This window comes from Mycobacterium sp. URHB0044 (assembly GCF_000620625.1).
In the GTDB taxonomy this organism is placed as follows: Bacteria; Actinomycetota; Actinomycetes; order Mycobacteriales; family Mycobacteriaceae; genus Mycobacterium.
Genome location: NZ_JIAW01000018.1, coordinates 1 through 19,048, shown reverse-complemented (window position 1 = coordinate 19,048; position 19,048 = coordinate 1). Strand labels below are relative to the sequence as shown.

The 19,048-nt window shown below is 63.1% G+C and carries 18 protein-coding genes and 1 pseudogene; 16 read left to right on the top strand and 3 right to left on the bottom strand.

Translation table 11 applies throughout. The features are described 5' to 3' along the window. The first annotated feature begins 8 nt into the window (after positions 1–8). Both N536_RS39635 and N536_RS0127240 read left to right on the top strand, forming a co-directional pair. Positions 9–1,202: a CaiB/BaiF CoA-transferase family protein gene (locus N536_RS39635; RefSeq protein WP_051574805.1), complete on the top strand. Its 1,194-nt coding sequence runs from the start codon at positions 9–11 to the stop codon at positions 1,200–1,202. A gap of 24 nt (positions 1,203–1,226) precedes the next feature. Then, entirely contained in the window at positions 1,227–1,472 is a 246-nt protein-coding gene (locus tag N536_RS0127240) for a hypothetical protein (protein ID WP_029116500.1), read from the top strand. A gap of 123 nt (positions 1,473–1,595) precedes the next feature. Here the strand turns inward: N536_RS0127240 and N536_RS39630 are convergent, their stop codons facing one another. Continuing rightward, entirely contained in the window at positions 1,596–2,876 is a 1,281-nt protein-coding gene (locus tag N536_RS39630; RefSeq protein ID WP_064751592.1) for an amidohydrolase family protein, read from the bottom strand. A 217-nt stretch (positions 2,877–3,093) separates the two neighbouring features. Here N536_RS39630 and N536_RS0127230 point away from each other — a divergent pair, with 217 nt between their 5' ends. From N536_RS0127230 to N536_RS0127215, 4 genes are all read left to right on the top strand, one after another. After that, the gene (locus N536_RS0127230; protein WP_029116499.1) at positions 3,094–5,448 is read left to right on the top strand and encodes a CoA transferase; all 2,355 of its coding nucleotides are present in this window, start codon (positions 3,094–3,096) and stop codon (positions 5,446–5,448) included. A gap of 31 nt (positions 5,449–5,479) precedes the next feature. Next, complete coding sequence (locus N536_RS0127225) at positions 5,480–6,418, top strand: hypothetical protein (RefSeq protein ID WP_029116498.1); 939 nt, start codon at positions 5,480–5,482, stop codon at positions 6,416–6,418. Then, the gene (locus tag N536_RS39625) at positions 6,415–7,215 is read left to right on the top strand and encodes an SDR family NAD(P)-dependent oxidoreductase (RefSeq protein WP_051574803.1); all 801 of its coding nucleotides are present in this window, start codon (positions 6,415–6,417) and stop codon (positions 7,213–7,215) included. Before N536_RS0127225 ends, N536_RS39625 begins: the two co-directional genes overlap by 4 nt. A 398-nt stretch (positions 7,216–7,613) precedes the next feature. Then, the gene (locus tag N536_RS0127215) at positions 7,614–8,750 is read left to right on the top strand and encodes an ABC transporter substrate-binding protein (protein ID WP_081809401.1); all 1,137 of its coding nucleotides are present in this window, start codon (positions 7,614–7,616) and stop codon (positions 8,748–8,750) included. 172 nt (positions 8,751–8,922) lie between these two features. Here the strand turns inward: N536_RS0127215 and N536_RS0127205 are convergent, their stop codons facing one another. Together N536_RS0127205 and N536_RS0127200 are read right to left on the bottom strand one after the other, a co-directional pair. Beyond that, positions 8,923–10,146 carry a cytochrome P450 gene (locus tag N536_RS0127205; RefSeq protein WP_029116496.1) on the bottom strand — a complete coding sequence of 408 codons (1,224 nt, stop codon included), beginning with the start codon at positions 10,144–10,146 and terminating at the stop codon, positions 8,923–8,925. Positions 10,147–10,185: 39 nt separating this feature from the next. Next, positions 10,186–11,019 carry a mycofactocin-coupled SDR family oxidoreductase gene (locus N536_RS0127200; RefSeq protein WP_029116495.1) on the bottom strand — a complete coding sequence of 278 codons (834 nt, stop codon included), beginning with the start codon at positions 11,017–11,019 and terminating at the stop codon, positions 10,186–10,188. 390 nt (positions 11,020–11,409) lie between these two features. On the opposite strand from N536_RS0127200, the gene N536_RS0127195 reads away from it, so the two are divergent. The 10 genes and pseudogenes from N536_RS0127195 to N536_RS39615 all read left to right on the top strand — a co-directional run. Then, positions 11,410–12,576: an ABC transporter substrate-binding protein gene (locus tag N536_RS0127195; RefSeq protein WP_197040249.1), complete on the top strand. Its 1,167-nt coding sequence runs from the start codon at positions 11,410–11,412 to the stop codon at positions 12,574–12,576. A gap of 189 nt (positions 12,577–12,765) precedes the next feature. Further along, positions 12,766–13,575, top strand: a complete 810-nt coding sequence (locus N536_RS0127190; protein ID WP_029116493.1) for a hypothetical protein — start codon at positions 12,766–12,768, stop codon at positions 13,573–13,575. Between the two features lies 1 nt (position 13,576). Beyond that, positions 13,577–14,188, top strand: coding sequence for a cytochrome c oxidase subunit 3 (locus N536_RS0127185; protein WP_029116492.1), 612 nt, complete (start codon positions 13,577–13,579; stop codon positions 14,186–14,188). 3 nt (positions 14,189–14,191) lie between these two features. Continuing rightward, positions 14,192–14,476 carry a cytochrome C oxidase subunit IV family protein gene (locus N536_RS0127180; protein ID WP_029116491.1) on the top strand — a complete coding sequence of 95 codons (285 nt, stop codon included), beginning with the start codon at positions 14,192–14,194 and terminating at the stop codon, positions 14,474–14,476. Positions 14,477–14,543: 67 nt separating this feature from the next. Continuing rightward, positions 14,544–15,362 carry an enoyl-CoA hydratase/isomerase family protein gene (locus N536_RS39620; protein ID WP_197040248.1) on the top strand — a complete coding sequence of 273 codons (819 nt, stop codon included), beginning with the start codon at positions 14,544–14,546 and terminating at the stop codon, positions 15,360–15,362. Positions 15,363–15,475: 113 nt separating this feature from the next. Further along, on the top strand, positions 15,476–15,832 hold the full coding sequence (locus N536_RS0127170) for a DUF4286 family protein (RefSeq protein WP_029116490.1): 357 nt from the start codon (positions 15,476–15,478) through the stop codon (positions 15,830–15,832). 24 nt (positions 15,833–15,856) lie between these two features. Beyond that, complete coding sequence (locus tag N536_RS0127165) at positions 15,857–16,288, top strand: nuclear transport factor 2 family protein (protein WP_029116489.1); 432 nt, start codon at positions 15,857–15,859, stop codon at positions 16,286–16,288. 469 nt (positions 16,289–16,757) lie between these two features. Next, positions 16,758–17,972 (top strand): LLM class flavin-dependent oxidoreductase, encoded by a 1,215-nt coding sequence (locus N536_RS0127160; RefSeq protein WP_155948748.1) that lies wholly within the window; start codon positions 16,758–16,760, stop codon positions 17,970–17,972. 14 nt (positions 17,973–17,986) lie between these two features. Continuing rightward, the gene (locus N536_RS43630; protein ID WP_197040247.1) at positions 17,987–18,460 is read left to right on the top strand and encodes an SRPBCC family protein; all 474 of its coding nucleotides are present in this window, start codon (positions 17,987–17,989) and stop codon (positions 18,458–18,460) included. 12 nt (positions 18,461–18,472) lie between these two features. Next, positions 18,473–19,048, top strand: a pseudogene (locus tag N536_RS39615) (radical SAM protein); the annotation flags it as partial.

Here is a 19,048-nt window from a genome sequence, read left to right as displayed (position 1 = left end):
GAGGACGAATGGCCAATCTGCTCGACGGAGTGCGTGTCGTGGAATCGGCGGTACTGCTCAACGGCGACACCGTCGGCATGCTCTTGGGTGATCTCGGTGCCGACGTCATCAAGGTCGAAGCACCGCCGGCCGGTGATTATCTGCGCTACTTCCTTGGCCAGATCGTTCCCGGCGTGAGCGTGGCGCACGCTCAGGTAAACCGCAACAAGCGCTCGGTCCTGTTGGACCTGCGTGCCGACGCCGATCGTGAGACGTTCTGGCGATTGATCGATACCGCCGACGTGTTCGTGGACGGCAATCGGCCCGGCGTCTGCGACCGACTCGGAATCGGCCCGGACGAGATGCGGCGGCGCAAGCCCTCGCTGGTCTATGTGCAGCACACGGGTTTCGGCGCCGATGGACCGTACGCCAACATTCCGACGCATGGGATGTTGATGAACGCGCTCGTCGGTGCGCACGCGGTAGAACGGTGCGAGGGCGGGCTGTTGCGACACGGCACGTTCGACCAGGATGGGGCGAACCTGGGGGGCGAAGCCACCAGTGTGGGAGCGTTACACGCCGCCCTGCACGCCGTCGCGGCGCTGTTACGCGCGCGTGAGACCGGCAAGGGTGCCTACATCGACGTGGCGGGGTCGGATGCTACGGCGGCGACAGCATGGTTACCGATAGTGTTGCAGCGCAACGCGGATCGAATCACGGATCGATCCGGTATGGCGGCTCGGTCCGATGGTGAGCTGACTGGATCGCGCTACCAGTTCTACGAAACGGCCGATTCGCGAGTCGTGTTGTTCGGGTGCATCGAACAGCGGTTCTGGGACAAGTGGGCGGTCGCCGCCGGTCGTGAAGACCTAGTGGGGCGTCAGGCCGACTCGTCCAATTCTTCGGTGGACTGGGGAGACGCCGCCGAGCGGCGACTCGTGGCGGACGTGATCGCGACGAAGCCGCTGGGCGAATGGTTGCGGCTGGCCGCTCAGCACGGATTCGCCTTGGGCGCAGCCCATCAGAGCGTCGCGGAAGTCGCGGCTGATCCCCATGTTGCGCGACGCAACGTGTTCGTCGAGGGCGTGCATCCCGTTGCGGGTCCGGTGGCGTATGTCGGTTCGGCGGCCATCGTGGACGGCGAACCGTTCGAAGTACGACGCCACGCGCCCGCGCCGGGGGAGCACACCGAGGAAGTGTTGACGGAATTGGATTCGGTGTAGGTACACGAACGAGGAAGAAGTCTTATGAGCAGTGAAGGCATTGCGCCAAAACACGATCCGCTTGCCGAAGAAATGGATCTGATCACCTTCCAAGAGGCCGACGCGCGGCTGTTCAAGGAGCTCGCCCATACGCGGTCGCTAGTCGAGCAACTCAACGCTGCCGATCCTGTTGATCACGAGGAGATCGCGGCACAACAGGTCAGGCTGGATGCCTTGCAGAGGATCGCGGAGAGGTTGCGTGGACAACGCACGCAACCGCCGATCGATTGATCGCAAGTCGAGGAAAGCGCACGCCGCATGCTCAACTTCCCGCGCGTACCAGTCGCCACGGGGTAGCCGAACTGAACGGACCGGCCAGCTCCCCACCGGTCGATCCGTTCAGCTGGTGCCGCCCTACCTGGTCGCTTGCGTCCCCGCCACGATGCTGGTGGCATCAGGTCCGGAGTCGTCGTCGGTCGACACGTCGATCTTGTACGCCTTGATCGCCTCGGGTCGAACACCGTTGCCGTAGACGTTCTTCGGGCGTTCGGCCCGCCCGCCGACTCCGGCTTCCGCGGACACGGGGAAGTTGAAGATGCGCTCGGCGTTCTTATAGGTGATCTTGTCGCGCTCTTCGTCGGTCAGGTGGCCCAGCACCTTGGCGGCCTCGGTCTGACTGCCGGGCCACGTGGTCTCCGAGTGCGGGTAGTCCGATTCCCACAGGATGTTGTCGATGCCGATCAGGTCGATGGCCTCCTGGCTCAGTCCGAAGGCTTCGTTGACCGCGCAGACGGCGAACTGGCGATGGAAGATCTCGGACGGCTTGACATCGCCGAACGGTGCCCAGAAGCGGTGCTTGCCCCAGACGAAGTCAGCGCGCTCGAGCACGTAGGGGATGTAACCGACGCCGCCCTCGGTCATGACGAACTGCACGTCGGGAAAGCGGCGGGGCAGCGTTCCGAACAACATGTCGGTGATCGTCTCGATGCCGACCACCGCGGGTGCCGCGGTGATGGCGACGCTGAAGTGGGAATCAGGCGTTGGCATTGGGATGTGGCCGCTGGAGCCCAGGTGCATGGAGCACACCAGACCGGTCTCCTCGAAGGCGTGGAACATCGGGTCCCAATGATCGGTGTGCAGCGACGGCTGCTTCAGGTAAGCCGGATTCTCGGGGAACGACACCGCCCGCGCTCCCTTGTCGGCGCACCGGCGCATCTCCGCCGCAGCGAGTTTCGGGTCCCACAACTGCGTGATGATCGTGGGAACGAAGATGTCCGGGGCCGCGGCACACCACTCGTCCATGACGAAGTCGTTGTAGGCGCGGACACAGAGGTCGGCGAGTTCCTTATCCTTCATCTCGAAGAACACGCGGCCGCCGAATCCGGGAAGCGACGGGAACAGCACGCTACCGACGATGCCGTCGGCGCGGAAGTCGTCGGCACGGGCGGCCGCGTCGTAGCAACCGGGAATGAGGTCGGTGAAGCGCACCGGATCCGTGCCCCAGTCCTCGGGCGCCTTGCCCGCGACGGCGTTCAGTCCCATGGTGGCCGAGCGCTGGTCCTCGTACACCCAGAACTGACGTTCCTCGGCCTCGATGACGTGCGGGCCCTTCTCCTGGAACTTCTTAGGCAGACGTTTGGTCCACACGTCTGCCGGCTCGACGATGTGGTCGTCGACGCTGAAAAGCTTGAGCACAATTTCCTCCCGTTGCTACGTGGGGCTGAATCAGATGGCGAAGCCTATTGAGGCCGACGCCACATTGCTATAAAATCGACAATACAGTCGGTTTTGTGCACAGCGCAAGGTCGGCTGCTCGAATGAGTACGGGCTTCTGCTGATTCGGATCGTGCGCAGGTGATTTGACGACTGCGGCGCTGCGGCGAGGCCGCTGACTACTGGGAGGGCCACACACGTGACCGCACCGACAATTGCCACCGCTCGGGTGCTCAGCCTGGCCGGTGACCTCGCCGGTGGCTACTGCGCGAGGTTGCTCGCCGACTGCGGCGCCGAGGTCGTGCGCGTGGAGGATCCGGCTGGAGATCCCCTTCGCGCGTGGTCGCATTCCGGCTCGGCGAGCGGTGACGGAGCGCTGTTCCAGTTCCTGGCCGCAGGGGCCACATCAGTGGTGGTGACGGAGGCCGCCGAGCTACGGGCCGCGGTCAGCGCAGCCGACGTGATTCTGTGGTCACCGCACAGTGACATCGCCCGAGCGCTGCCCCCGGCCCAGATGAGGGCGCTGAACGCAGGTGCCGTCATCACGGCCATCACAGACTTCGGCTTGGACGGCCCCTGGGTGGACCGGCCCGCGACCGACCTCACGCTGCAAGCCATGTCGGGTGGTCCCGGTCAACGCGGGGCGCCGGAGCGGCCGCCACTGATGGCCGGCGGCCGGCTCGGCGAGTGGGTGGCGGGAATGTTCGCCGCCGTCCACACGGGCGCCGCTCTGTTCGGCGGAGGCGCAGCACTTCTCGACGTGTCGCTGCTCGAGTCGTTGATCTTGGCCACCACCGTGCATCCGGTGTCTTGGTACACCATCGCGGGCACACCGCTGCGGCCGATCCGAGCACGCAACCTCCCTGACATCCACGCCACCAAGGACGGTTACGTCGGCTTCATGGTGGTCACCGGTCAGCAGTGGCTGGACTTCTGTTCGCTCATCGATCGCACCGATTGGATGGACGACGCCGAGCTGGGAATCATGGCGCACCGCTTCCGCCGACGCCACGAGCTCATGGGTGCGATCGACGAGTGGGCCTCGCAGCGCACCTGTGCCGAGATACTTGAGATCGCCGACGTACTGCGGGTGCCGGCGGCACTGGTGGGTACGGGCGCTTCGATCCCCGAAGTGGAACACCTCGCCGAGCGCAAGGCGTTCGAGACCAATGCCAGCGGCGGGTTTCTACAGCCCGCTGTGCCGTGGCGCATGCACGGAGTGGATCAACCGCAGCGTGGTCCGGCCCCCGTGCTCGGTTCGGGCCGCCTGCCGGACTGGTCGCCATCGACGCCCGAGCCCAAGCGCGGCAGGCCGTTCGAAGGTGTTCGTGTCGCCGACTTCACCGCGAACTGGGCGGGTCCGATCGTCGGCCACCTCCTTGCCACCCTCGGGGCGGAGGTCATTCACATCGAGGGCGGCAAGCGGCCCGACGCGATCCGCAACAACACGTGCAAGCCAATGTCCGATCCGGACTGGCCCGAATTCTCGGGCATCTTCGCCGGCACCAACACCGGCAAGCGCTCGGTGACGGTCGACATGAGCACCGACGAGGGACGTCAACTGGCCCGCCGGCTGATCGCCACGTGCGACGTCGTGGTCGAGAACTACAGCCCCCACGTGATGGAGTCCTGGGGACTGAGCTGGGACGAAGTGCACCAGGTGAATTCGCGAGCGGTGATGGTGCGGATGCCGGCTTACGGCTTGGATGGCCCGTGGCGCGACCGCGGCGGCTACGCGCAGACCATGGAGATGGCCTCGGGCATGGCCAGCGTGACGGGCTGGCCCGATTCGACGCCCGAAATCCCCAACGGACCATGTGATCCCATCGCAGGCAGTCACGCCACGCTCGCGCTCATCCTGGCCCTCGAGCGGGTGGCCGCCGGCGAAGACGGTGTGCTGGTCGAGGCCCCGATGATCTCCGCGGCCCTCAGCGTCGCCGCTGAAGTCGTCATTGAGCAGAGCGCGTACGGGGTCGATCGTGAGCGCACCGGCAACCGCTCGAACATGTACGCACCACAAGGCGTTTACCCCACCTCCGAGCCGGATCCGGTGGGCCTTGGGGACCGACGCTGGGTGGCCCTGTCCGTTGTCGACGACGCGAGCTGGCAGGCCCTCTGTGCACTCATCGAGCGGACGGACTGGGCGCCGTGGTCGGTGTTGCAGCGGCGCGAACGGCACGACGAGATCGACGCGGCGATCCTCGAGTGGACATCCGGCAGCACGGTCGCCGACGTCGTCGGTGCACTGTTGACTGGTGGTGTCGCAGTCGGAGAAGTGGTGTTGGGCCACATGGTGCCCCAACAGGAACAACTCGAGCACCGCGGGTTCTTCGAAACGATCGAGCACGCGAAGACGGGGGTCAACACCCACGCCAGCATTCCCGTGCGTTGGTCGTCGATTGCAGGGCAGCGTCTGGCAGGTCCCGCACCCATGCTCGGTGAACACGACGACGCGGTCTGGCTGGGGCAAGTAGGACTCTCGGACGAGGAGTATCGCGGTCTCCGCGAAGCGGGTGTCATCGGTCGCAGCGCGGCCAAAGCAGTTGCTTGGTAATGACTTTGCAACCACAGATGAGAGGACGACGATGTCCATAGATTCACCGAAGGAGGCGCCGCCGGCGAGTGCAATCGTCACTCCGCCGTCCCGGACCGCTGCGTGGTTGCCGTGGGTGGTGGTCGCCGTACTCACGGCGCTGGTAGTGGGGACCCTGGTGCTGACAGACAACAGCGCCACGGTCGTCGAACCCCCTTACCCTTCCGATCATCTCGACGACGCGTACGTGCCCTGGGTCTTCACCTACGTGTTCCCTGCGGTGTGGGCGGTGCTGTTCATCTCGTTCGCCGTTCAACTGGTGCGCACGCGCACGTTCTCCATGCCCGCCCTACTCTTCCTCGCGGGGACCACGATGTTCTGGATCGAGTGGCCGGCGGACTGGGGTTCGTACCTGGTGTACAACCGGGACTTCCTGCAGTTCAGCGGATGGACGTCGACCTGGTATCAGACGTACTGGAAACCGGTCGGGGTCATCTTCGGTTACGGCGTCTTCTTCGCCGTCGAGTGCGTCATCCTCCTGAAGGTGGTGCCGAAGATCCACGCAGGATTGCAGCGCATGTTGCCGAAGGTCGCTCCGACCGCACTCCTGATCGCGTCGTGCATGGCGGTGTTCTACGTCGTCGACATCCTCGGTGAGCGCTTGATGACGTTGGCGGGCTGGTACAGCTACGTCGAGCCAGTCGGTTTGGCGTGGACCTCGGATCGTGGGTCGCTCTCCTTCGTCTGGCCAGCAATTCCCTTCCTCCTTTTCGCGGTGTTCATCACGTTGACGCTTCGCGAGGATGACGATGGAAATTATCAGAACGAGAAGCTCTTTCGCGTCCACACCCTGCCCGTCGGCATGACGCGGGAGTTCGCCAGACTCGCCGTGTGGATCGCCACGATGAACGTCGCCATCTTCATCGCACAGCCACTCATCTTGGTGATTGGTCGCATCGTGTTCCTGCACGACAGCGTGTACGTCCCGTGACCGACCGGATGGAGCGATCACACGACGGTCGGGCCGCGTTGGTCACCGGGGCGGGTCGCGGCCTAGGTCGAGCGTCGGCGCGCCGCTTGGCGGCGGAGGGGGCCGACACCGTGCTGGTCGGTCGGGGCCGCGATGCGCTCGAGGCCGTGGCCGCCGAGATCGAGGCGGCGGGCGGCCAGGCGAGGGTAATCACCGCAGACGTGTCCAATGACGCGCATGTCGAAGGTCTGTGTGCCGAGGCGGGGCCGATCGACATCCTGGTGAACAACGCTGCCGCAGAGGAGCAGTGGTCACCCATCACGATGGCCGACCTCGATGCGTGGAAGACGATCTTCGACGTCAACGTGTTCGCTGCGGTGCGCCTCATGAAGGCGTTCGCGCCGGGCATGTCCGAACGAGGATACGGCGTCGTGGTCAACATGAGCAGCATCGGAGGCAGTCAACCTGCGCCGTTTCTGGCGACCTACTCGGCAAGCAAGGCGGCGCTGGACATGGTTTCGCGCACCGCGGCAATGGAACTCGCGGGCAGCGGCGTACGGGTGAACAGCATCGCTTCGGGAATCACCGACATGGGCAAGACCTTCGAGCTGTTGCCCGCCGGCCTGCTCGCCGATGTCGGTCGCATCATTCCCGCGGCCCGCCTCGGCAACGAGGATGACATCGCCTCGGCCGTCTCCTACTTGTGCAGCGACGGCGCGTCCTACGTCAACGGCCAGATCCTCACGGTCGACGGCGCGATGACGTCTGGGCAGTGGGCGACAACCACGGTGATGATGGCGAGCCTGTCGGAACCCTGACGGGCTCGGGTCTCGTCGATCGCGGCCCAGTCGACCGGTCTCCACCGCATTCGGGCGACGTCCGACCGCGAGCGTGGTTACCCCAGCGCGGTCCAATCGGTCCGCTCGAGGTCGACTGGCATGGCGTCAGCCTATGCGCCGGCGAACGCGAAGTACCCGAGATAATTGTTCCGAGGCACTGCTTGGGATCTAGGAGCACTTTCATGACGCGCGCTTCATGGACGGCTTCGAAGCCATCTTCTATCAAGCGGCGCAAGCCGATCGTCCGCAGTCTCGCGTCGGTCCAATAATCGACACTCTTGTCATGTATGTCCCAAGTCAGTATGCTCACTTCATCATCGAACATGTTGGTAGCTCGCACCCACGGCGAGTAGCTCCGACTGTGGTACGGGAGAATCATGGCCGTGAATGACAGCGGAACTGCACCTCGATCCGCGGCGAAGATGGGTCTCGACTTCTACCTGGACCCGTACAGACTCGGTGTGTTGCAAGACTTCTCCGTCGACTGCGACCCGATCACTGATCAATTCGATGCCATGCGCTTGGCATTCGATGAAGCGGCCGAATGCGGAATACTTGATCGACCTGTCGAACTCGTTGTGCGCCAGCAAGAGGCCTGGCCCTACGGCCAGTTCGAGCCGCTGCTCAACACTTGGCGCAAACTCGTAGGCGAAGAGAACATCATGGGCATGCTCGGCCCGTGGGTCACCGAAAACATGAAGTCCTTCGGTCGCTATATAAATCGGGAGGAGATCCCGACCATCAGCATGTGCGGAACGCTGGACTTTGACGGTCCCTGGTGTTTCGACATTCCCAACGGAACCTTCTGCGACGAAGGCATCATCATGGCTCGGTGGCTTCACTCACAAGGTGTGAAGACAGTCGGCGTAATCCAAGAGGACAACCTACTGGGCGACGAGTACTTCAAATTTTTTCGACTCGCCGCTCGCCGGGTGGGCCTGACGATCAAGGAACTTCGCATCGTCGACACAATTTCAACCGAGAGTGCGGTGGCGGCGCACCTCGAGGCAGTGCAGCGGTCCGGAGCCGAATCGCTGGCATTCATGGGCTGGGGAACGCCCGTCGGACCGAACATTCTCAACGTGATGCCGAAGATGGACTGGGACCCAGTCAAAATCATGTCCTCGATGTTCATGGGCACCATCCCCGGACTGGGCTACGGCTTCACGCTGGACATGTACGAGGGCTGGGCCGGCATCGATCAATTCTCCGAGAACAACGAAGTGGGTCAGGCGATGCTGGACCGATTCGAGAAGCGTTACGGTCGCCGCCCCGACCACTGCTACACCACGATCGGCTGGGACATCGGCATGGCGGCCGCCGAAGGCATAGGGCTGTCGAAACCCAAAGATCGTTACGGGTTCCGCGAGGGCCTCGAGCAAGTGAGGATGCTCCCGGCCGCCAACGGAGGCAAAGGCACGGTTATCAGCTTCGGGCCCAACGACCACCGCGGATACAAGGGCGACTATATCGTCGTGCGGCAAGTGCGCGATGGCAAGAACATCCTCGCCTGACGGTTGCTCAGATTGTGTAGCAACATGATTCGCCGGTCGAACACAACATTCCTTCGCTGATGCTGTTGGCGCCGACGGCAGGCACGTCGAGCAGGTTCGACATGGTCTCGCCGAACTCGGAATGTTCGTCGTTGAAACTGACTCAACCGCTCACGGGGCAGGTGGCGACGGTTCAAGTGCGCGGCGAAATGCGTTTTCCGGGGGTGAACGTGATCGGCAGACTGCAGACGGCGTGAACTTCGCTCGCGTCGTCGAATCGCCGGTACTCGCCGGCGAGTGCGAAGTCGGGCAGGCGCTCGAGCACCTTCTCCAGCATCACCTGGAAGAACACCTTGGCGAAATGCGAGCCGAGGCAGCGGTGGATGCCAATGCCGAACGCCATGTGCTTGCGGGCTTCCTTGCGCGTCAGGTCGACCGTATCGGGATCGGCGAACACTTCGGGGTCCCGGTTCGCAGCGCCCCACATGAGGATGGCGCGGTCGCCGGCCCCGAGCTGCTGACCGTGGAACTCGCAGTCGCGCGATACCGTCCTAGCGATACCGAGCAGCGGCCCATCGAGCCGGAGGAACTCGTCGGTGCCCGTGACGATCAGCCCAGGATCGTCGATGAGTCGCTTTCGCAGGTCTTCGTTCTCGCTGATGCGCAGCAGCACGTTGCCGGTCAGCCCGCTGGTGGTGTCCATACCGCCGAGCATCATCAGAAATCCGTACATCGAGATCTGAATGTCGTCCAGCGGTTGACCGTCCAGCGTGCCGCGAATGATCGAGCTGAACAGGTCGCCGCCCAATCCCTTCTCGCGTCGCTCGGTCAACTGCTTGTTGATCTCGGCGAACAGCTCCATACCCGCCGCCCCGGCGAGGTCGGGATTCTTCGCCCGCTCGTGGACGACCGAATGGACCCACGACGACCACTCGCGATAGCGGGTCTCGTCCCATCCCAGCAGCCGCAGGATCAAACGGGCGGGAAGCGGAGTGGTGAAAGCTGCGACGATGTCGCATGAGCCGTCCTCGATGAATTCGTCGATCAACTCATCGGCCAGTTGCAACGTGAGTGGCCGTAGCCGGTCGGCCGCTCCGGGGGAGAACTGAGGAAGCGTTGCCTCGCGCAACTCCTTGGTCTGGGGCGGGTCACTTTCGATAGGGATGATGGCGAAGGGCATCCCGCTCGCTGGCACCCCAACGGAGGGATACGAGTTGAACAGGTCGTCGTCGCGGGCACCGTCGAAGACAGAAGCGTAGTCGGCGAGTGCCCAGAAACCGCCGTGATGCTCGGAAAAAGCTACCGGGCAACCGGATTCCTGCATCGCACGGAACTTCTCGTAGGCGTGGTCACGGTAGTCCGGCGAATGGTGATCGAGATCGACCGTGGCGCGGATGGGTGAATCGTTCTGCGACATGAGTGCCTCGTTTGCTCGCCTACGAATTCGCCTCCGGTCCTACAAACGTGCGTTGAAACCGGCGTCGACCGGCAGCGTCACGCCGGTGATGTACTTCGCTTCGTCTGAAGCGAGGAACGCGACGGTGTGGCTGACATCGGTCGGGTCGAGCGCGGGCACCGGCATCGGGTTGGTCATCCGGTCGGCGATCTCCGGGTGGGTGGTGACCCAGTTGGCGAATGACTCGTTCATGATCATCGGCGTCATCACCCCGGTGGGGTGGATGGTGTTCACTCGAATGCTGTGCAGGGCAAGGATGTTGGCGTAGGTCCGCATCAATCCGACGACGCCGTGCTTGGAGGCGACGTAGCCATCGGGTCCGCCGTTGCCGTCGGACATGCCCTTGAGGCCCGCCGCTGAGCTGATGATGATGATCGCGCCGCCGCGCCCGCCGTCGATCAACGCCTGACGGCTGACCTTGATCGTGTTGCGCACGCCCCCGAGGAGGACTGCCACCGCGAGCTCCCACGACGCGTCGTCGTCCTCGTGGTTCTCGTCGACGTCGCCGAAGTGCATGATCCCGGCGTTGGCCACCACGATGTCGATCCGTCCACCGAGTTCCGCCACGCCGTCGTTGAACGCAGCGCGCAGTGCAGCGATGTCACGGACATCGGCAATCTTGGTGACGATCTTCGAACCCGTGTCGCCGACGAGCTTGGCGGTGTGCTCGAGGTCTTCGCGCGTGGACAGTGAGTACGGCACCGTGGGCAGGTCGGCGCAGATGTCGACGGCGATGACATCGGCGCCTTCTTCGGCGAGCCTTACCGCGTGCGCCCTGCCCTGGCCCCTGCCTGCACCGGTGATGAAGGCGACCTTGCCGTCCAACTTGCCCATGTACTTGTCCTTCAGCTCAATCGGTTCGCCGCGTGGCCGGCGCCGTGTAGAAGTCACCGCGAATCGTTGACGTATGCGGCGTTTGATTACGGTATGCGTGAGCCGACACACTTGTCAAGAATGCTTTCACCGCGTGACGCCTGGGGTGGAGTCGCCGTCAACCACCACCATCTGGCCAGCGACGTGCCGAGCGATTGGCCCCGATCCACTGTCAGTCGGAAGTCATGGCGTTGCGCCTGTGCGAAAGGCCCTGCTTCGCAGGGCATTGCGTGCATGTCGGCGTCTGGACGTACTTGACAAGTGAGTCGATTCCTTCCTAGCGTACGACCCACGGCATCGTTCGGCAAGGACATGTCACAAGCGGTTCGTCCGACCCACAGAGGAGTGGCCGTGGCCGACTACCCAGAAGCAATCTCCAGCACGCTGTCCAAGGTTGGCTCCGGCGTCAAGGAGCCTCATCGGGTGGCGATCATCCAAGACTGGGGTGTCGGACTGCAGCCCCTCCACGATCAGTACGACGCGACGCAGTTGGCGTTCGACGAGGCCACCGAGTCCGGACTGCTGGACCGCCCCGTCGAACTGAAGGTCGTCGAACTCGAGGGGCTGCCGTACGCGCGGGCGACGAGCGTGCTCGAGGCCGTGGACGAGGTGATCCGGGACTTTCAACCGATCGCGCTCATCGGACCCCACACGTCCGAGAACGTGCCTGTAGTCAAGCCCTATGTCGAGAAGATGGAAATCCCGCTGATCGCGCAGAGCGGCGGGCTCGATCTCGCGGGGCCGTGGACGTTCCTGACGCCAAATGGAACGTTCTCCGATGAGGCCATCATCATCGTCGACCACGCGGTCGACGTGTGCGGCGCCAGCCGGATCGGCATCATCCGCGAGGACAACCTGCTCGGTGACGAGTACACGATTTACCTCAAGAGTCGGGCTCATGCGCGCGGCGTCTCGGTGGTTGCGGACGTGCCGGTGGGGTCGTTCATCGACGGCGACGCAGCGCTGGCTGCAGTGACCGCGATGAAGGACGCGGGCGCCCAGGCGTACGTGTACGTCGGATTCGGCGCCAACGCATTCGCGATCCTGGGCGCCTCGCAGAAGCTGGCCGCCGACGGGTACGACGCGGCACGGATCACGATGTCGATCTTCATGGGCACGATCGAGGGGTTGACCCCCTACGTCGGACTGATCGACAACTTCGAGGGCTGGGTGGGAGTCGACCAGTTCGACGAGCGGAACGCGACGTTCACGTCCATGCTCGATCGCTTCGAGAAGCGGTTCGGCCGCCGACCCGTGCACTGTTACACCGCACAGGGCTACGACATGGGCAACGTCGTCGCGCACGGGTTGGCTCGGTCCCGGCCGCATTCGCGTGACGGGTTGCGCCGCGGCCTCGAGACGATTCGCCGGCTCGACGCCGCCGCGGGCGGCCCCGGCAATCACATCTCGTACGGACCGTGGGATCACCGGGGCTACAAGGGTGAACTCATCGTGATGCGTCAGGTCAGGGACGGAAAGAATGTGCTCGCCGATGACGCTGCACGCCAAGTGGACTGACGGCGGGCGCGTCGCTGCGCCTTCGGGTTGCGTTGGCGCGCTTGGGTTCGGCGAACGGTGGGACCGGAGACTAATCACGCTACACATTGCTATTGCTGTAGCGCAGACGTATATTTGCCAGTGGCGCCCAATAGGCATCGGGGCGGCGGCGCGACGCGCAGCACACCCAACGAAGCGGAGGAGCTGGAGATGACCTCGACGGGACGGGTAGATCCGGACAGTTACGACAGGCGATTGGAATGGCTTGGCGGCTGGTCGGGTATCGCCTGGGTCATCATCTGCGGAGGAGGTTTCGGTGCTTCGGGGCTGCTGCCCGTTTGGTCGCCCTCGACGAAACCCGGCGAACTGGCCGCGCACCTATCGGACATCAAGTATCAGATTCTGATCGGTATGCTGCTGGTCCTCGTCGGTGGCCTGACCTTCTTACTCACATGGTCGCTGACGCTCGCCTATCAGATTCGCAAGTACGCGAATTCGTCACCGCTGGCCACCGGCGTTCTAATCCTGACAGGTCTCACAGGAGCGTTGATCGGCATGCTGTGCGGGGTCATCGGATCTGCGATGGCCTTTCGCGTCGATACACTAGCGCCGGACACTACCCAGTTGCTCTACGATCTCATCTGGTTCCTGTTCCTCATCCCCTGGCCGCCGTTCATGTTGTGGCAGACGCTCACCGGGTTCGCCATCCTCAGTGACGCCAACAAGCAGACGATGTTCCCGCGCTGGACCGGCTACTTCTCGCTGTGGGCGGGCGCACTCGAATTGTTCTCAGCGCTATCGGTTTTCTTCTACAATGGCCCGTTCAGCTACAACGGCTTGGTGACGTTCTGGGTGCCGGGTGTCTCGTTCTTCGCGTGGGTACTGGTTATGGCGATCGTGCAGGTGCGGCGGCTCCCGCTTGCGCGGGCGGCGCTTGCCGGCGAATCGTCCACCGACCAGACGCCGAACGATGACACCGAACTCCAATCGATTCGCATCCCGTCGGTTGCGGGGATCTGACATGAGCGCGACAACTTCGGGCGTCAAGGGCGACGGCGTCAGACGGCTGCGGCGCATCCCAGGGGAGCCGGGAATCTGGGTCTTCGCGATCCTGGACATGCTCATCTTCGCCGAGATGTTCGGAATATACGGCTGGTATCGCGCCGATCACTACGAAGCCTTCCACGCCGCGCAGAGCACGGTTATCCCGGCGTTCGGCCTCGCCTATACCGTCATCCTGCTGACCAGTTCGTGGCTGGTGGTGTTGGCGATCAGTGCGGCGCGTAGGGGCGCGCTAGACGTGGCCGACAAACTGGCCAGGGGCGGTCTGGCATTGGGCGTGGCCTTTGCGGTTCTGAAGCTGATCGAGTACGGGACCAAGCTGGGGCAGGGGATCACCCCCGTCACCAACGACTTCTTCATGTTCTTCTTCGTCATGACATTCGTGCACTTGTTGCATGCTTCGGTGGGCATCGGCGTGCTCGTCTACATGCGCCGGAGAATTCGAGCGCTGAGTCCCGGTGTCTCCTCAGACGCGAAGAGCATGGGGGTCATCGAGACCTGTGGAATCTACTGGCACATGGTGGACCTCCTGTGGATAGTCCTGTTCGCGCTGTTCTACCTAAGGGGCTGAATCATGAATGAACTGGTGCGCCAACGAGCAACCGTGTCATATGCGTTGCTGCTCGGCGTCACACTAGTGGCCTTCTGGCTCACGGTCGGACATGGCGGCGCCGGATTGAGCGAGAGTCAAGCGCTCATCTGGACACAAATCATCGTGCTCGCCTTCGTCAAGGTGCGGTGGGTGCTTCTGGATTTCATGGAGTTGAGGTCTGCGCCAATCGGTTTGAGGGTTCTCTACGAGCTGTGGGGAGTCGCGGTAGCGTCGGTGCTCATCGCCTTCGCGTGGTTGGTGACATGAGTGGGGGCCGTCGGTGCGGCACGCGACAATGAACCGCGCTCTATCGCCGAATGCACGAAAGCCTGTGGTGTCCAACGGCCTCGAAGAAGCATCGACCCAAGACGGGGTCAGCGTCGATGTCCCCAGCGACGGTGTCTTGAGAATATCGTTGAACCGACCGCACCGGCTCAATGCGTTGGACGACATCGCTGTCGAAAGGATCCACGGCGCCCTCGATCTCCTCGCAGCTGAGCGGTCTCATCGGGTGGTACTCCTTCGGTCTGTTGGCCGGGCGTTCTGTTCGGGGTTCGACATGAACGATTACGATGGCGATCCGGAAAGCCGGGGCGGGGCAGCGGTTCTGGTCGATCAAATGAACCGGCTGGCTGACATTCCGTTGCGGCTGCGCGCCTCCCGCGCCGTTGTCGTCGCCGCCGTTCGTGGACCCGCCGTCGGAGGCGGCCTTGCTCTAGCGTTGGGCGCCGACATCGTCTTTGCGGGAGAATCAGCGGCATTCAGCCTTCCCCAGACGCGCATAGGCGTACTTGCCGCCGAGATGGGCATTAGCTTCCTCTTGCCCAGAGTCGTTGGTACCAATCGCGCCGCCGATCTGATGTTGCGTGGGCGCATCCTCGACGCAGCAGGGGCACTCGCCGCAGGGATGGTAGCCGAGGTGTGGCCCGACGAGGACGTCGACGACGCAGCGTTACGGGCCGCCATCGAACTGCGTAACCACAGTGCCGATGCGTTGGCGGCGACCAAACAACTCCTACTCGCCGGCCTCGAGAGTGGCAATCTGACATCTACGGTTCGACGGGAAACAGATGCCCAGGTTCTTTCGAACTACCGGCCCGAGTTGAGGGTCTCGATAGCACGGCGGAGGGCACAACGGTCCACGCCGCCATGAGTCCTATCGCCGACTCGCCCCATCAGGAGTTTGTCGGTGAATTAGCGAGCGCTGCAGTGTGATAACTCGCTGTAGACGGTGCCATCCATTTTACGGTTCGAGAAAGGTAGTCGATGTCTAAGTCGCTAATGTTGGTCTTCAGCAACGCCCTGGAGGGTCAAGACGAAGCGTTCAACGAGTGGTACGACACTCGGCATCTTCCCGATGTGGTGGATTGTCCCGGCGTGGTGGCTGCACGGCGGTATGACATGACCGTGTTCGAGCCGCCTGTCGGCGATGATCTGCCGACTTTGCCACCGCCTTCGCATCGTTATCTCGCTGTGTACGAGCTCGATGGGGAAGTTGACGATGTGCTCGCGGGGTTGATGGCCCGCATGGCACAAGGGAAGATGCCGCTGAGCGAAACTCTCGACCTGTCGACGGTCTCCATGACCATTTGGGGTCCGCGGCGCCAAGATGTATCGAACTGACGATCGCGGTAAGGAGCGGCGGACGTGGACGGCATTGAAAAGCTGTTAGCCATAGAAGAAATCAAGAATCTGAAGGCCCGCTACTTCCGCTGCGTCGATGCCAAGGACTGGCATGGCTTCCAGGCGGTCTTCGCGCCGGACGGACGTTTGGACTTCGGCGACGACGTCGCGGGCCGTGTGCTGATCGGGCCCGAAATCGCCGATGAGGTGAGCCGTCTCCTTGCCGGATGCGACAGCATCCATCACGGCCACTGCCCGGAGATCGAGATCACGTCGGATTCGACGGCGACGGGGATCTGGGCGATGGAAGACCTATTGCGATGGGGCGACGAGTCATCGAACCAGACTGCTCATGGTTACGGCCACTACTTCGAGACGTACGAAAAAGCCAGCGGCCGTTGGTATATCAAGGAGACGAAGCTGCGGCGGTTGCGGGTCGACGTCACAAAGACGTGACCCCGTGAAATCATCGGGACTGGTCCCGGGTGGGTAATTTGGCGCCTTCGGCGGGCTAGTCGTGATGCCCAGTGAGGTTTCGCGGAACAGAATCGGACGCGAGGTCGGCTCCATCTTCGGTCCAGGGCCGTCGAGTAGCCGTGCGCCTCGGTAGATGCTGCCAGGGTGTCCTCGTCGGCGATCGCGCCGTGTTTACGCGTACACGTCCACGTGAACGTGTCTTTAGTGATGGTGACGATTTTGGCCCCTTTTTTAGCGGCTGAACGCCTTGCCGCAGTCAATCTTGTTTTGGACTTTCGTCATGCTGAAAGTTCAACCTTGACAGTTGTAAAGGTGTGTGGAAAGAATGTATCTGCGCGCCGTGATCGTAATCACAGCGAGCCAGCCGCGGCGATGCAAGCTGACATTGCGATCTGACGACCTGCCTACCGCGGGCGGGCGCGGAATCTCTACTACTTAGGAGTCGTCTGTGACTGGGAAAGATCTGAAAATCGGCGTCTATGGGGGCATGTTTACGCCTGTTCGCGATTCGGTAAATCAGGCGATCGCGTGTGAACAGCTCGGCCTGGATGTCGTCGCTTTCACCGACCAGATTTCGGGGAATGTTCCCAACGAGGCGTTCTATGACCTCGAGATCGCCAAGATGTGGAAGCACCAGCACGGTTTCTGCGACGCGCTGATGCTTGCCGGCGTGGTTGCGGCCCAGACAGAGAAGATCGGACTAACGATCGCGGCTATCGACACCCTCCGCAATTCGCCGACTCGACTGGCGCAGCAGATACTCACACTCGACCATCTCTCCGGCGGCCGGGCGACAGTGGCGCTGGGCGTTTCGGAGGCCAAGAATGCGCTCCAGTACGGGCATTCACGTGTCGGTGCTACGGCAAAGTTCTACGACGCCTCGCGCATTATCCGCGCAATTCTTGATCGGCCTGGCGAGCCAATTCTATACAACGGCGAAAAGTACTCGATGAAGGGCGGAATAATCGACCTCCCGCAATACGGTGACAATACCGCCCGAATTTACGGCGCCTGCGGTTCGTCGTCCGACAATATCGACATCATCGGCGAATGCTACGACGGGATGATGACGGTGATCCCGTCCTTCTGTCAGGGCGGTCCCGAGCAGGTGGCCGACGACATTGTGAAGGTTCGCGAAGCCGCAGAGCGTCATGGACGCGATCCCGAGAAGCTGGGGTTCACTGCGGTTGCCATGGTGCTGATGCACGACGATCCCGAGGTCATCGAGCGGGTAGCTGCGACCGACTACATGCGATGGAATGCATACATCTACGGCTGCGCTCGCGGAAGCGATTGGGATCAGCATGGTTTCACGCATCCTGCCGGCCCAGACTATGGCTACGCGCGGCACCTGGTTCCCGAGCGGATGACGAAAGAGGAGTGGTACACCGAGGCGCGCAAGGTATCACCGCAAGCGGTCAGCGACGTCGCGCATGTGAGCGGGACCGCGGAGGACGTCGCGGAACGGCTCAAGGCGTACGTCGAAGCGGGTGTCGACGAGCTGATCCTGCTCGATCACGCTCCGGCGGGTGATCTCAGCCTAGCAATGGACTCAGCGGCGAATATGGGTCGGCTGGTTGCGGCGTTGCGCGGCACGAAGTCTGATGGACCGCCAGCGGGCATCGGCTACGTAGGCTTGGCCAATGCAGTTGTGCCCAGCTGACGCCGGACCCCAAAGTGAGTGAGCCCCTGAGTTTCGAGGTACGACGATTGTGCCGGGCACCTCGAGGGGTGGTATTCGACACATTGCACGACGTGCCGAGCTGGTCGACGTGGGCGCCGGGAGTACGTTCCAGCCGGTGGGAACCCCCGCCCGACGTGCCGTCGGGGGCGCAGGCAACTCGACGCTTGACCTTCCCCCTTGGTCTAGTCGTACGTGAGCTGATCGTTGAGGCGGTGCCGCCACGCGGCCAGCAGTATGTATTACTGGGCTGGACGCCGGTCAGGGACTATCAGGGCGAGGTTTCACTCGAAGAGGAAGCGGACGGGTGCGCTATAAGTTGGCGAGGCCGGTTCATTGCCTTGGTGCCCGGTTCAGGCGTTGTGATGCGAGCTCTGTTGCGCATACCAATCGAACGGATGGCAGGGGCTCTCGTGACCGAGTCAGAACGGCGCTGGCAGGACCAGCTGAGCAAGCCCGGAAACCTCTGAGCGAGTTATCGAATGAGTTCTGATGTGGCCGCTTTGCGGCGGGTGTTGAGACGGGCCCGTGACGGGGTGGCGCTCAATGTCGATGAGGCCGCGATCGCGATGACTGCCCGCGGCGATGATCTGGCCGACCTGTGTGCCAGCGCCGCGCGGGTGCGTGACGCGGGTCTGGAGGCGGCGGGCCGGCGGGGTCCGGCCGGACGGCTACCCATCAGCTATTCGCGCAAGGTGTTCATCCCGGTGACGCATCTGTGCCGCGATACCTGCCATTACTGCACCTTCGTCACGGTGCCCGGCAAGCTGCGCGCGGCGGGCATGGGCATGTACATGGAGCCCGACGAGATTCTCGAGGTCGCCCGCCGGGGTGCCGAGTTGGGCTGCAAGGAAGCACTTTTCACCCTCGGTGACCGGCCGGAGGAGCGCTGGGACGAAGCTCGACAGTGGCTCGACGAGCGGGGGTACGACTCAACGCTGGACTACGTGCGGGCGATGGCGATCCGGGTGCTGGAGGAGACCGGGCTGCTGCCGCACCTGAACCCGGGTGTCATGTCGTGGTCGGAGCTCTCCCGGCTCAAGCCCGTCGCACCGTCG